Raw genomic sequence first — 13,106 nt, 5'->3', positions numbered from 1 at the left:
AATACCGGAATAGCGATTTGAGTATTCAGCAAGGCTTCTTATTAACTCGACAAGCGCGTGATATCCAAGGCCAAACCCAGATTGAACTCTGGCTCGCCACCGACCAAGGCCCCACGCAGTTGATCATTCGTGGTGAGCAACCGGTGTTCTTTATTCGCCAGCAGGACATCGATGCAGCGCAGGCGATCGCCCAGCAGCATCAGATCACCGTGGAGATTCGCCCGCTGCCGCTGAAATCATTCGACCAAGAACCGCTGGCCGCGTGTTACTGCATTCAAATCCAACACGCGCAATCTTTAGCCCACCAGTTGGAACAAGCGCAACTGCTGACGCTGGAAGCAGACATTCGCCTTGCCGATCGCTATTTAATGGAGCGCTTTGTCAAAGGCAGCGTTGAATTTACCGGCAACATCACACCTCATGCCGATTACCGTCAAGTGCGCCAGGCAAAATGCCGTCAGGGCGATTACCTGCCCGCGCTGAGTGTGGTGTCATTGGATTTGGAATGTTCCGAGAAAGGTATTCTCTACTCCATCGGGCTCGACAGCCCGCTCGATAGCCGCGTGATCATGATTGGGGAACCGCAAGAAGCCGACACGCCGATTCAATGGGTTGCCGATGAATACGCCCTGCTGCAGGCGCTGATTGAGTGGTTTGAGCGTTTCGACCCCGATGTGATTATCGGCTGGAATGTGATTGATTTTGACTTTCGCTTGCTGCACAAACGGGCCGAATGGCACAAGATGAAGCTGATGTTGGGGCGCGCCAAACAACCGAGTTTCTTTCGCAGTGCCAGTCAAACGCAACAAGGCTTCATCACCATTCCCGGTCGCGTGGTGCTCGATGGTATCGACACGCTAAAAACCGCCACGTATCACTTCCGTTCTTGGTCATTGGAATCGGTGTCGCAAGAATTACTCGGCGAAGGCAAAGAGATTCACAACGTGCATGACCGAATGGATGAAATCAACCGCATGTACCGTGAAGACAAACCCTCGCTGGCGAAATACAACCTGCAAGATTGCGTGCTGGTGAATAAGATTTTTACCCAGACGCACCTGTTGGATTTCGCCATTGAGCGCTCGCGCCTGACAGGGGTGGAATTGGACCGCATTGGCGGCTCCGTTGCAGCGTTCACCAACCTTTACTTGCCCCAGTTACATCGAGCGGGTTACATCGCACCGAATCTGCACTCCGAAGATTGGCTCGCCAGCCCCGGCGGCTATGTGATGGATTCCATTCCCGGGTTGTACGACTCGGTGCTAGTCCTTGATTTTAAGAGCCTGTATCCGTCGATTATTCGTTCATTTTTGATTGACCCAATGGGGTTAATTGAAGGATTGCAACAACCGCTGGGCAACGCACCCGACCAAGCCGTTCCCGGCTTTCGCGGCGGCCAGTTCCACCGCAGCAAACATTTCCTACCGCAGATGATCGAAACCTTGTGGGCGGCGCGCGATGTGGCGAAAAAGAACAATGAAAAAGCGTTCTCGCAGGCGATCAAAATCATCATGAACTCGTTTTACGGCGTGCTCGGTTCATCGGGTTGCCGCTTCTTTGATACCCGTTTGGCGTCCAGTATCACCATGCGCGGGCACGAAATCATGAAGCAAACCAAGCAACTGATTGAAGCGCAGGGCTACCAAGTGATTTACGGCGACACCGACTCAACGTTTGTCTCACTGGGTCGTGAACATGCCCAGCACGATGCCGATGCCATTGGCCAAGGTTTGGTTCAGCACATCAACCAATGGTGGACGAATCACCTGCAGCAGGAATACGCGTTAACCTCAATTTTGGAGCTTGAATATGAAACTCACTATCGCAAGTTTCTGATGCCGACCATCCGCGGCGCAGAAACCGGGTCGAAAAAGCGCTACGCGGGTTTGATTGGAGAAGGCGACAAAGAACGCATGGTGTTTAAAGGACTCGAAAGTGCGCGCACCGACTGGACGCCACTGGCACAGCGTTTTCAACACCAACTTTACTGGATGATTTTCCACGGCGAAGCGCCGGATGACTACATTCGTACCACGGTGGAAGCAACGCTGGCTGGCGAATACGACAGCGAGTTGGTGTATCAAAAGCGCCTGCGCCGCAAACTGCACGAATACCAAAAAAATGTGCCGCCGCAAGTCCGCGCCGCGCGCATGGCCGATGACATCAATGCGCGCCTTGGTCGCCCACTGCAATACCAGAATCGCGGCCTGATTGAGTACTGTATCACCGTGAATGGCCCTGAACCGAAAGAGTACATGAACAGCCCGATGGATTATCAACACTACATCGATAAGCAGCTCAAACCGGTTGCCGATGCCATTTTACCGTTCATCGGTCGTCAGTTTGAACAGATCAGCGCGCCTCAGCTCGGCTTGTTTTGAGTCAACTCGTCTTGGTTAACCGATACGAAATTCTGTTTTCTCGTACTGTTTCACCAGCCACGGGCCAAAACTATCGAGCAGGCCAATGACCGAGCGTTTGGGAATGACGCGGCCGCTGAGCAGAATCGTCAGCCGTTCCACGTCTTGTTGTTTTTCAGGATGGTAACGTAAAAAGTGCGCGCCACACGCCGCCGGATCGTCAAACCACTGCTTGTCGCGGTACATGATCAGCGAATAACTGGCCCGCAGCAGCTTTTTCGCAATCGTCTTTTGTGCCGCACTCTGCTCGGCCGCATTGCCTGCTTTGGCAATTTTATCGCGGTAGAAGGTCAGCCAGTCGCCCACATCTTGGTTCCAGTGCTTAGCGATTTCCCAGCTCGGTTCGTAATGGCCAAAACATTCGGCCAGATCGTCACCGTAGACACAGACGCAGCAGTGGCGCAGCATAAATCCCCACGAGAAAATGCTGTCGAGCGTCGCGACATCACTCACCAAGGCCGTTTTGACGGACACATCGGTAATAAAAGGAAAGCTTTTTTGAAAACGCCAACGAATGGTGTTGAGCAGCGTAGTTTTGTTGTCGTCAAAGCCGCGCTTGGTGATCACCACCACATCGAGGTTAGATTCGCCCGGCCGCGCGGTTTTGCGCGCCACGCTGCCATACAAGTAGATACTGTGTAGACGTTCGCCAAGCCCGGCACGCAGAAACTTCACCAAATCGGCAATCGCCGGTTGGTACTCTGGCTGAAAAGGCTGTTGGGGATCGATCACTGGCAAACTCATGGTCAAAAACAATATCCGTTCATGGAGAGACAGCGTTATGTTCGCCCAAGGCTACCGTTGAATCAATACCTTGCCGAATCCGTTGCTGAAGAATTACACATTAAGCGAAAGAACAGCGAGTTTAGTCTCATCTCAGATATTCCTTTTCCCCCACTGCTTTAGTTATAATGCGCCGAATTTAAGAACGAAGGAAATTATTCCATGCCAAAGGCAAGTGAACTGAAAAAAGGTTTTGCGATCGTATCTAACGGCAAAACGCTACTGATCAAAGATATCGAAGTGACCACTCCAGGTGGCCGTGGTGGTTCTAAAATCTACAAACTGCGTTGTACTGACCTAACCACAGGTGCACGTGTAGATGAGCGCTACAAATCGGACGATTTCCTGGATACCGTAGACATGAACAAACGCAACATTTCGTTCTCTTACGTAGACGGTGATGAGTGCATCTTCATGGATAACGAAGATTACTCTCAATTCACATTCAAACAAGCTGACATCGAAGACGAGCTGCTGTTCATCACTGAAGAAATTCAAGGTATGCAAGTGGTTCTGGTTGACGGTAAAGCAGTTGCAATCGAACTGCCATCATCGGTAGAAATGGTGATCGAAGAAACTGACCCATCAATCAAAGGCGCGTCAGCTTCTGCACGTACTAAACCAGCTCGTTTCGCAACTGGTCTTGTGGTGCAAGTTCCTGAATACATCGCAACGGGTGAACGCGTGATCGTGAACACCACTGAACGTAAATTCATGAGCCGAGCGTAATTGCATGTCTGATTTAATTTCTTACGACGACGCAATCGACGCCGCTTACGATATTTTCCTCGAAATGGCACCCGACAACCTAGAGCCAGCCGACGTGATTCTGTTCACCGCGCAATTTGATGACCGTGGCGCCGCAGAAATCGTTGAAGTGGGCGATGATTGGGATGAACAGGTTGGTTTTGAAGTCGATAAGGAAGTGTTCACGGAAGTACGCATCGGCCTTGTCAACGAAGAGAACGACGTATTAGATGATGTGTTCGCACGAATGCTCATCAGCCGCGACCCGGATCAGAAAGCTTGCCACATGATGTGGAAACGCGATTAATCTGCTTCAAAAACGCCAGCATCACGCTGGCGTTTTCATTTTCGGTCGGTTACTCAACCCAGGCTATTCCACCAACTGGTACGTAATCACATACAGCTCTTCGATGCCCGGGTAAATATCGCTGATCACTTGCTTTAGTTCATCCAGCGTCATGTTCTCCTGCTCAGCGTGATATGCCGTCAACGCCGAGAACTGAACCGGTTCCACACTCTCAATATGCAGGCGGCAGAACCAACGTCCTTCCTCCAGCGTACTCACATCCACCACCGTCCCCGGCTGATAATCTTTTTCACTGGCGTCACGAATCGTGATCACTTTCTTGCCCGCCAGAATGTCGCGCTCAAATCGGGCGAAAAACGTCATGGTTGTTGGAGCTGTCATAACACACCTTTTATTCAAATCAATCCCACACTGTGGTCGACACAGCGCTGCACCCTCAATTTGCGCAGGCGCAAATATCGAATACCGCAGCGATTATGCGAGATCGCAGGGGGAAAATCACCAGATTCAACGGCCATATTTCACGATCATGTCTGATTTATCCCCTCGATGTGCTGATTTCACCATACGTTGACGAAAACGCGCCCTCAAAAATCAGACCTTGCTAACACCCTGAAGCAAAAACCTCCAGCAGCAATTGCAATTTGTCTTGCAGTTTTAGATTATTTGTATATTCAAATTAATCACGCAGAACACAATGTCCGAATCTCCCCTTTATTTACAGATCAAACACTTCATTCTGGATAACATTGAATCCGGTCGCTGGCCTGTCGGCCATCGCATCGCGACAGAAATGGCATTGACGGAGCAGTTCAATGTCAGCCGAATGACGGTCAATAAAGCGATTCGCGACTTGGTGACGGAAGGCAAATTGCAGCGCCGTCCGCGTTTGGGCACCTTCGTTTGCGCGCCGGAAGAGAAAGCTGAATCCCCGCTGCTCGATATTCGCAACATCGCCGATGAAGTGGTCAGCCGGGGGAAACGCTACCACAGCAAAGTGATGCAGCAGCAACAGATGATTGCCGACGAAAGCGTCGCGACCAAGTTGGGGGTGATGCTCGGCACGCCGGTGTTTTACAGCGAGATCCTTCATTACGCCAATGATGCGCCGCTGCAACTGGAAGTGCGCTGGGTCAACGCCCGTTATGCGCCCCACTATCTCCAGCAAGATTTCTCGCGCATCACACCCAATCAATACCTCTCAGAAAACTGTCCGCTCAGCGCGATAGAACACACCGTTGAAGCCATCGTGCCCGATAGCCACATCAAAGCCACGCTAGCACTCAACCCAAACGAGCCATGCCTGCTGCTCAACCGCCGCACGTGGAGTGGCGATAAGCTGGTCAGCTCTGCCCTGCTCTATCATCCGGGTTCTAAATACAAGCTCACGTCCAAAGTATTGCTGGACGACAATTAAACCTGAAGACCGAAAGCTGATCACATTTTTGCAACATCAACCTTGCCGACACCCCTCGTTTCCACTATTAATTGTATATACATTTAAATAGACAAATACACTTCACGCTGAAGTGCTCATTGAGTCATGACCAATGCATGACTGACCGAGGGAAACATGGAACTGATTCTGACCAACGCACGCATTGTCAGCATGCAAGCCGGAAGCGCTGGCTACCAACCCAGCGAGCCGATGAACGTGTTGATCCAAAACGGTCAAATGACTGCCATCAGCGCAAAGGCCATCGACACCGATGCCAAGCGCATTGATTGCAGTGGCAAACTGGTCACGCCTGGACTGATTGATTGCCACACCCACCTGATTTACGCCGGTAACCGTGCGAATGAGTTTGAAATGCGCTTGCAAGGCGTACCGTATCAAACCATCGCGGCGCAAGGGGGCGGCATTATTTCCACGGTCAAAGCGACACGTCGTGCCAGCGTGGATGAACTGGTGGAGTTGGCCCTGCCACGGCTCGATGGCCTGCTAAAAAGCGGCGTGACATCGGTCGAAGTCAAATCCGGTTACGGCTTAACGCTCAACGACGAAGTGAAAATGCTGCGCGCCGCGAAAGCGCTGGAAAATCACCGCCGGGTCAAAATCACCACGACGCTGCTGGCTGCCCATGCGCTGCCACCGGAATACATCGGCCGCGCGGACGACTACATCGAGCATGTCTGTCAAACCATCATTCCGCAAGTTGCGGAAGAAAAACTGGCCACCAGCGTGGACGTCTTCTGTGAATCGGTTGGGTTTAATCTCGCGCAAACTGAGCGTGTCTTTCAGTGCGCCCAAGCACATGGTTTGCAGATCAAAGGTCATACCGAGCAACTGTCGAATCTGGGTGGCACGGCCTTAACCGCCCGTTATCAAGGCTTGTCAGCGGATCATATTGAATACCTCGACGAAGACGGCGTCAAAGCGCTGGCTGAATCCGGAACTGTCGCCACGCTGCTACCGGGTGCGTTTTATTTCCTGCGTGAAACGCAAAAGCCACCGGTTTCGACATTGCGCGCCTATCAGGTGCCGATGGCACTGGCGACCGACATGAACCCGGGCACATCGCCGTTTGCCGATCTAACCTTAATGATGAACATGGGCTGCACACTGTTCGGCCTGACCCCAGAAGAAACGCTGCGTGGCGTAACCGTTCACGCCGCCAAAGCACTGGGCTTTGCAGAAACACGAGGTCAAGTTGCAACAGGCTTTGATGCCGACCTTGCGATTTGGAACATCGACCACCCGGCGGATCTCAGCTATCAGGTGGGCGTTCCTCGTTTACATGCACGAATTGTGGATGGAGCTTTCTGCCATGATTAATGTCCCTCAAACTTCCCATGACTACCAATGGCTCGGCCGTCACGACGCTGAAGATGGCTCACTGGGCACACGGGTTCACCATGTGATGCAATGCTTGCAAGCCATTGAACTCAAAGGCGAACACCATGCCGTCTCTTTGGTCGGTTTTGAATGCGATGCCGGCGTGGCGCGCAATAAAGGGCGCGTTGGCGCTGCTCAGTCGCCCAATCTCATCAAACAGGCGCTGGCCAACATGGCATGGCACCGCAGCTCAGCGCTCTATGATCTGGGCAACATTCATTGTGATGACGACGCCTTGGAACAGGCTCAATCGCGCTGCGCACACGTGGTGGCGAAAGCGCTATCTCATACGCCAGTGATTGTGTTAGGCGGTGGTCACGAAGTCGCATGGGCGACATTTCAAGGCTTGGCTCAGCATCTGCATGCGCAAGGCATCACCCAGCCACGCATCGGCATCATCAATTTCGATGCGCACTTTGACCTGCGTGCCTTTGAATCGGCGCTGGCCCCGGTCAAACCGAGTTCAGGCACACCATTTAATCAGATTCAGCACTATTGCGCCGAGCACAACTGGTGTTTTCACTACGCCTGTCTGGGTGTCAGCCGCGCGAGCAATACCGCCGCCCTGTTTGAACGCGCCGATGAACTGGGCGTGTGGTATGTGGAAGATCGCGCGCTGTCGCAAGCCAACCACATCTATCACATGACGCAACTCCAGCACTTCATCGATGACTGTGATTATCTCTATCTCACCATCGATTTGGACGTGTTCCCCGCCGCGACTGCGCCGGGCGTGAGTGCGCCCGCGGCGCGCGGCGTGAGTTTAGAAACGCTGACGCCATATCTCGACCGGATTCTGCACTACAAAAACAAACTCATGATTGCCGATATTGCGGAATACAACCCGACTTACGATATCGACCATCAAACCGCCCGCCTCGCGGCCCGATTGTGTTGGGATATCGCCAACACCATGGCCGAGAAAAATGTGCGCTGATAGTTAGCCACGGGCCAGCCAACGCGAAACAACAAACCCGAAAACGCTCAACGGAAAACGAGCCAAACAAATGAAACGGCGAACCCTGACTCGACACAACGGGGTTCGCCACCCAAACATAAAGGAGTCGTAACATGACGCAGCACCAAGCTCAAGGTACCCGTCTGGACACAAGCCGCACCATTCGTGCACCCCACGGAACCACACTACGCGCCAAATCTTGGCTGACTGAAGCACCATTACGTATGCTGATGAACAACCTTGACCCGGACGTTGCCGAACACCCACATTCACTGGTGGTGTATGGCGGTATCGGCCGCGCGGCGCGTAACTGGGAATGTTACGACAAAATCGTCGAAGTGCTGGAGCGTCTGGAAGACGACCAAACGCTGGTGGTTCAATCTGGTAAGCCCGTCGGCGTGTTCCCAACGCATAAAAACGCCCCCCGCGTGCTGATTGCGAACTCCAACCTAGTTCCCCACTGGGCAAACTGGGAACACTTCAACGAGCTGGATAAACAAGGCCTGATGATGTATGGCCAGATGACGGCGGGTTCTTGGATCTACATCGGTTCTCAGGGCATCGTTCAGGGCACTTACGAAACGTTCGTTGCCGTCGCGAAGAAGCATTTCGATGGCAACGCAAAAGGTCGCTGGGTACTGACGGGCGGTTTGGGCGGCATGGGTGGCGCACAGCCGCTGGCCGCGACCATGGCCGGTTTCTCGATGATTGCGGTGGAATGTGACGAATCACGCATCGACTACCGCCTGCGCACCGGCTACGTCGATAAGAAAGCCACCAGCTTGGATGAAGCACTGGCGATCATTTACGAATCCGATGAGCCAGTCTCAGTTGGTCTGCTGGGCAACGCCGCAGACATTTTCCCCCAACTGATTGAACGCAACATCATTCCTGATGTGGTCACAGACCAAACTTCGGCGCACGATCCGCTGAACGGTTACCTGCCACTGGGCTGGAGCATGGAACACGCAGCAGAAATGCGCAAAGTTGACGAAGCGAAAGTCGTTAAAGCGGCGAAAGCGTCGATGGCGATTCAAGTTCGCGCCATGCTCGAACTGCAAGACCGCGGCGCCGCTACCCTCGACTACGGCAACAACATTCGTCAGATGGCGCTGGAAGAAGGCGTTGAGAATGCCTTTGATTTCCCAGGCTTTGTACCAGCATACATTCGCCCCCTATTCTGTGAAGGCATCGGTCCTTTCCGCTGGGCTGCCCTATCTGGCGATCCAGAGGATATCTACAAAACGGATCAAAAAGTGAAAGAGCTGATCCCAGATAACCCGCATCTGCATAACTGGCTGGACATGGCGCGCGAACGCATTCACTTCCAAGGTCTGCCAGCACGCATCTGTTGGGTCGGTCTGAAAGATCGTGAACGTTTGGGTCAGGCATTCAATGAAATGGTCAAAAATGGCGAACTGAAAGCGCCCATCGTCATCGGCCGAGATCACTTGGACTCCGGCTCCGTCGCCAGCCCGAACCGTGAAACCGAAGGCATGATGGACGGTTCAGACGCCGTGTCTGACTGGCCACTACTGAATGCGCTGCTCAATACCGCAGGCGGTGCGACTTGGGTGTCTTTGCATCACGGTGGCGGCGTCGGCATGGGCTTCTCCCAACACTCCGGTATGGTGATTTGCTGTGACGGCAGTGATGATGCATCACAACGCATTGCACGCGTCTTGCACAACGATCCAGCCACAGGCGTGATGCGTCATGCGGATGCAGGCTACGACATCGCAAAACGCTGTGCCAAAGAACAAAAGCTCGATCTGCCGATGCTGAACGACGAGCTGGCTCAACTGAAGTAAGGACAATGGACATGTTGAATTTAGTCATTAAACCGGGTTCGCTCACGCTGAACCAACTGCGTCAAATCAGTCGCTCACCTGTGACGCTGTCACTCGATTCGACCGCGATTCCTGCCATTGAACAGAGCACGCAGGTTGTCGAGCAAGTGATTGCGGAAGGTCGTACCGTGTACGGCATCAACACCGGTTTTGGATTGTTGGCGAACACCAAGATTGCACCCGAGGATCTGGAAATCCTGCAACGCAGTATCGTGTTGTCACACGCTGCCGGTATTGGTGAATTCATGGCCGACGAAACTGTTCGCCTGATGATGGTGCTGAAAATCAACAGTCTAGCCCGCGGCTTCTCAGGCATTCGCTTGGAAGTGCTGGAAGCGCTGATGGCGCTGGTTAACAGCGAAGTGTACCCGTGCGTCCCTCAAAAAGGGTCGGTGGGTGCATCAGGTGACTTGGCGCCACTGGCGCACATGAGCACCGTGCTGCTGGGCGAGGGTCAAGCGCGCCACAAAGGTGAAATTGTTTCAGGTTTACAGGCACTCAAAATCGCCGGTTTAGAACCTGTCACGCTGGCGCCCAAAGAAGGCTTGGCGCTGTTGAACGGCACGCAGGCATCGACGGCGTTTGCCCTCGAAGGCTTGTTTATGGCGGAAGACTTGTTTGCGTCGGCAACCGTATGCGGCGCCATGTCTGTGGAAGCTGCATTGGGCAGCCGCCGCCCGTTTGATCCGCGTATTCATCGCGTGCGTGGCCATCGCAGCCAAATGGATGCTGCCGCGGCCTATCGTCACCTGTTGGATAACCAGAGCGAGATTGGCAATTCGCACCAAGGGTGTGAAAAAGTGCAGGATCCTTATTCACTGCGCTGCCAACCTCAAGTCATGGGCGCGTGTCTACAACAAATCCGCAATGCGGCCGAGACTCTGGAAGTCGAAGCCAACTCGGTATCGGACAACCCATTGGTGTTTGCCGACGATGGCGATATCATCTCCGGTGGTAACTTCCATGCCGAACCGGTTGCGATGGCGGCGGACAATCTGGCATTGGCGATTGCCGAAATCGGCAGCCTGTCTGAGCGTCGTATGGCGCTACTAATCGACAGCGCGCTGAGCAAACTGCCCCCATTCCTGGTTGACAACGGCGGCGTGAACTCCGGCTTTATGATTGCGCAGGTCACTTCAGCGGCGCTGGCGAGCGAAAACAAAACGCTGGCGCACCCCGCGTCAGTGGATAGCCTGCCCACATCCGCCAACCAAGAAGACCACGTTTCCATGGCGACCTTTGCAGGGCGTCGTCTGCGTGAAATGAGCGAAAACACTCGCGGCATTTTGGCAGTGGAATACCTCGCGTCGGCACAGGGTCTGGACTTCCGTGCGCCAAATAAATCGTCCGCGCGTGTGGAAGAAGCGAAGCAAATTCTGCGCAATCAAGTGCCGTTCTACGACAAAGACCGCTACTTTGCGCCAGACATCGCCGATGCCAACGAACTGCTGAAGCAGGCGGTGCACAACCACCTGATGCCAGAGCAGATTCTGCCAAGCTTTCAGTAGGTAAGATCTTGCAGTAAGTCACTTCTTACAGTAAGTTGCATCTTGCGCATCCATCAGAGCCCTGCGGGGCTCTTTTTTGTGCGTTTATTTCCGCGTTTATTTTGCGCATTGACTACGCCGACAGCGCTGCGAACAGTACTTCACCTCATCCCAGCAACGTGCCCATTTTTTGCGCCATTGAAATGGCCGCGCGCAAACGATGCAAATTTTAGACAGTAAATGCGCTTTGTGATGACCCGCCATCATGGCCGCCTCCGCGTGGACTTTCCAAGAAATACGCAGATGACACAAGCACGATCAATGTCATTTGTCTCTCTTTTGCGCTCAAAGCTAAGATTTCACAATAAGTTGGCACTCATTGGACCATTAAAACTTTTGATGCGGCTATAATCCGAGGCAGTTTTGACGAAATAGCGTAAATTATGTTTCTAGCTCCGTACTTCTCATCTCAAGAACATCAGTTCCAATTCACCCGCGAACAGGCAAGTCACTTTGCCAAAAAAGTGGCGGGCGACTTCAACCCTATCCACGACGAAGACAGCAAACGCTTCTGTGTGCCGGGCGATCTTCTGTTTGCGGTTCTGCTGCAAAAAGAAGGCATCAGCCAAAAAATGCACTTCAACTTCTCGGGAATGGTGAGCGACGGAACAGCGCTTCACATTGAGAACAAGTGCAGCAAAGAAAGCGCCGTCATCGATGCAGCAGGTAAAGAGTACCTGCACATGCGCCATGAAGGCGATGTGAGCCACAACGCCGCATTCATTGAACACGTGGTGACCAACTACGTGCAGTTTTCAGGCATGAACTTCCCACACATCATGGTGCCGCTGATGGAAGAGAAGCAGATGATGATCAACTGCCAACGCCCCTTGGTGATTTACGAAAGCATGGAAGTGGAATTCGACCACCTCGACCTCACCCATCCAGAAGTTGCATTTACTGGTGCCACTTTTGATGTTGATGGTAAGCGTGGTCTCGTGACCTTAAACTTCGCCTTTAAAGAAGAAGGCCGTGTGGTCGGTAAAGGCGTGAAACGGATGGTGGCCAGCGGCCTGAAGCCCTACAGCCAAGAAGACATTGACGATTTGGTCAATCGCTTCAACGAGCGAAAGGATGCCTTCCTAGCAAAGTTCGCTAAAGCAGCCTAACGGTTGCTCACATGGCATAAAGAGAAAAAGCTCCCTTGGGAGCTTTTTTCATATCCAGCGGCGCACGCGCGCTTTGTAATCGGTGTAAGCCCGGCCGAACAATCGCGTCAGCACTCGCTCTTCGGGTTGAATCTGAAACCGGTTCATGTAGACCACAAACAGCCCCACCACCAGCAAGCTGACCACATTTTGATGCCAGTATGCAAAACCCAGCAGAAGCAATAACAACGCCAGATACATCGGATTGCGGCTGTAATGGAAAATGCCACTATCGACGACCGTCGACGCTTCATGCGGTTTGGTCGGATTCACCGTGGTCTTCGCGCGGCGAAATTGCACCACACCGGCGATCCCAATCACGCCCGACAACACAAAGCACACCGCAAACACCCCGTATTTGTAAGGCAACATCACATCTGCAAATCGACACGCCTGAGCCAGACGATTCACCATCACCAGCGCAATCAGAAACAGCGCCACTGGCGGTATTTTTAATTCCAAATATCGCATAACCGCTCCTTTCGATGTCGCTTTCAGTATACGCAAAAC

Annotated in this window: 13 protein-coding genes; 9 read left to right on the top strand and 4 right to left on the bottom strand. The window is 53.0% G+C overall.

Going from position 1 to position 13,106, the window contains the following annotated elements; all coding sequences use genetic code 11:
- The first annotated feature begins 17 nt into the window (after positions 1-17).
- Entirely contained in the window at positions 18-2,381 is a 2,364-nt protein-coding gene (locus tag ACF8PK_RS08515) for a DNA polymerase II (RefSeq protein ID WP_158140864.1), read from the top strand.
- A gap of 15 nt (positions 2,382-2,396) precedes the next feature.
- Here ACF8PK_RS08515 and ACF8PK_RS08510 read toward each other — a convergent pair whose 3' ends face one another.
- Positions 2,397-3,164 (bottom strand): nucleotidyltransferase domain-containing protein, encoded by a 768-nt coding sequence (locus tag ACF8PK_RS08510; protein WP_038151446.1) that lies wholly within the window; start codon positions 3,162-3,164, stop codon positions 2,397-2,399.
- A 201-nt stretch (positions 3,165-3,365) separates the two neighbouring features.
- On the opposite strand from ACF8PK_RS08510, the gene yeiP reads away from it, so the two are divergent.
- Together yeiP and ACF8PK_RS08500 are read left to right on the top strand one after the other, a co-directional pair.
- Positions 3,366-3,932, top strand: coding sequence for an elongation factor P-like protein YeiP (gene yeiP / locus ACF8PK_RS08505; protein ID WP_004726219.1), 567 nt, complete (start codon positions 3,366-3,368; stop codon positions 3,930-3,932).
- A 4-nt stretch (positions 3,933-3,936) separates the two neighbouring features.
- A complete protein-coding gene (locus ACF8PK_RS08500; protein ID WP_004726220.1) occupies positions 3,937-4,257 on the top strand; it encodes an HI1450 family dsDNA-mimic protein in 321 nt (106 codons plus the stop codon).
- A gap of 63 nt (positions 4,258-4,320) precedes the next feature.
- Here ACF8PK_RS08500 and yqfB read toward each other — a convergent pair whose 3' ends face one another.
- Positions 4,321-4,638: a N(4)-acetylcytidine aminohydrolase gene (yqfB, locus tag ACF8PK_RS08495; protein ID WP_154181057.1), complete on the bottom strand. Its 318-nt coding sequence runs from the start codon at positions 4,636-4,638 to the stop codon at positions 4,321-4,323.
- Between the two features lie 316 nt (positions 4,639-4,954).
- Between yqfB and hutC the strand changes: the two genes are divergently transcribed.
- From hutC to hutH, 5 genes are all read left to right on the top strand, one after another.
- Complete coding sequence (gene hutC / locus ACF8PK_RS08490) at positions 4,955-5,674, top strand: histidine utilization repressor (RefSeq protein WP_055466577.1); 720 nt, start codon at positions 4,955-4,957, stop codon at positions 5,672-5,674.
- A 156-nt stretch (positions 5,675-5,830) separates the two neighbouring features.
- Entirely contained in the window at positions 5,831-7,033 is a 1,203-nt protein-coding gene (gene hutI, locus ACF8PK_RS08485; protein WP_392440759.1) for an imidazolonepropionase, read from the top strand.
- Positions 7,026-8,030, top strand: a complete 1,005-nt coding sequence (gene hutG, locus ACF8PK_RS08480) for a formimidoylglutamase (protein WP_392440757.1) — start codon at positions 7,026-7,028, stop codon at positions 8,028-8,030. The genes hutI and hutG overlap by 8 nt, the downstream gene beginning before the upstream one ends.
- A 134-nt stretch (positions 8,031-8,164) precedes the next feature.
- Positions 8,165-9,862, top strand: a complete 1,698-nt coding sequence (gene hutU, locus ACF8PK_RS08475; RefSeq protein ID WP_392440755.1) for a urocanate hydratase — start codon at positions 8,165-8,167, stop codon at positions 9,860-9,862.
- An 11-nt stretch (positions 9,863-9,873) separates the two neighbouring features.
- Entirely contained in the window at positions 9,874-11,409 is a 1,536-nt protein-coding gene (hutH, locus tag ACF8PK_RS08470) for a histidine ammonia-lyase (RefSeq protein WP_392440753.1), read from the top strand.
- Positions 11,410-11,505: 96 nt separating this feature from the next.
- Here hutH and ACF8PK_RS08465 read toward each other — a convergent pair whose 3' ends face one another.
- On the bottom strand, positions 11,506-11,652 hold the full coding sequence (locus ACF8PK_RS08465) for a DUF2256 domain-containing protein (protein WP_392440964.1): 147 nt from the start codon (positions 11,650-11,652) through the stop codon (positions 11,506-11,508).
- A gap of 179 nt (positions 11,653-11,831) precedes the next feature.
- On the opposite strand from ACF8PK_RS08465, the gene ACF8PK_RS08460 reads away from it, so the two are divergent.
- Positions 11,832-12,557: a DUF3581 domain-containing protein gene (locus ACF8PK_RS08460; RefSeq protein WP_004726227.1), complete on the top strand. Its 726-nt coding sequence runs from the start codon at positions 11,832-11,834 to the stop codon at positions 12,555-12,557.
- 48 nt (positions 12,558-12,605) lie between these two features.
- Here the strand turns inward: ACF8PK_RS08460 and ACF8PK_RS08455 are convergent, their stop codons facing one another.
- The gene (locus ACF8PK_RS08455) at positions 12,606-13,067 is read right to left on the bottom strand and encodes a methyltransferase family protein (protein ID WP_392440751.1); all 462 of its coding nucleotides are present in this window, start codon (positions 13,065-13,067) and stop codon (positions 12,606-12,608) included.
- Positions 13,068-13,106 lie beyond the last annotated feature (39 nt).

The sequence above is a fragment of the Vibrio sp. CJQ_6 genome, assembly GCF_043106745.1.
GTDB lineage: Bacteria > Pseudomonadota > Gammaproteobacteria > Enterobacterales > Vibrionaceae > Vibrio > Vibrio furnissii.
This window is presented reverse-complemented; position numbering and strand designations above follow the sequence as displayed.

Coding starts and splice junctions, on each gene's coding strand:
- ACF8PK_RS08510 (WP_038151446.1), bottom strand. CDS start 3,164: ATGAGTTTGCCAGTGATCGATCCCCAACAGCCTTTTCAGCCAGAGTAC.
- yeiP (WP_004726219.1), top strand. CDS start 3,366: ATGCCAAAGGCAAGTGAACTGAAAAAAGGTTTTGCGATCGTATCTAAC.
- ACF8PK_RS08500 (WP_004726220.1), top strand. CDS start 3,937: ATGTCTGATTTAATTTCTTACGACGACGCAATCGACGCCGCTTACGAT.
- yqfB (WP_154181057.1), bottom strand. CDS start 4,638: ATGACAGCTCCAACAACCATGACGTTTTTCGCCCGATTTGAGCGCGAC.
- hutC (WP_055466577.1), top strand. CDS start 4,955: ATGTCCGAATCTCCCCTTTATTTACAGATCAAACACTTCATTCTGGAT.
- hutI (WP_392440759.1), top strand. CDS start 5,831: ATGGAACTGATTCTGACCAACGCACGCATTGTCAGCATGCAAGCCGGA.
- hutG (WP_392440757.1), top strand. CDS start 7,026: ATGATTAATGTCCCTCAAACTTCCCATGACTACCAATGGCTCGGCCGT.
- hutU (WP_392440755.1), top strand. CDS start 8,165: ATGACGCAGCACCAAGCTCAAGGTACCCGTCTGGACACAAGCCGCACC.
- hutH (WP_392440753.1), top strand. CDS start 9,874: ATGTTGAATTTAGTCATTAAACCGGGTTCGCTCACGCTGAACCAACTG.
- ACF8PK_RS08465 (WP_392440964.1), bottom strand. CDS start 11,652: ATGGCGGGTCATCACAAAGCGCATTTACTGTCTAAAATTTGCATCGTT.
- ACF8PK_RS08460 (WP_004726227.1), top strand. CDS start 11,832: ATGTTTCTAGCTCCGTACTTCTCATCTCAAGAACATCAGTTCCAATTC.
- ACF8PK_RS08455 (WP_392440751.1), bottom strand. CDS start 13,067: ATGCGATATTTGGAATTAAAAATACCGCCAGTGGCGCTGTTTCTGATT.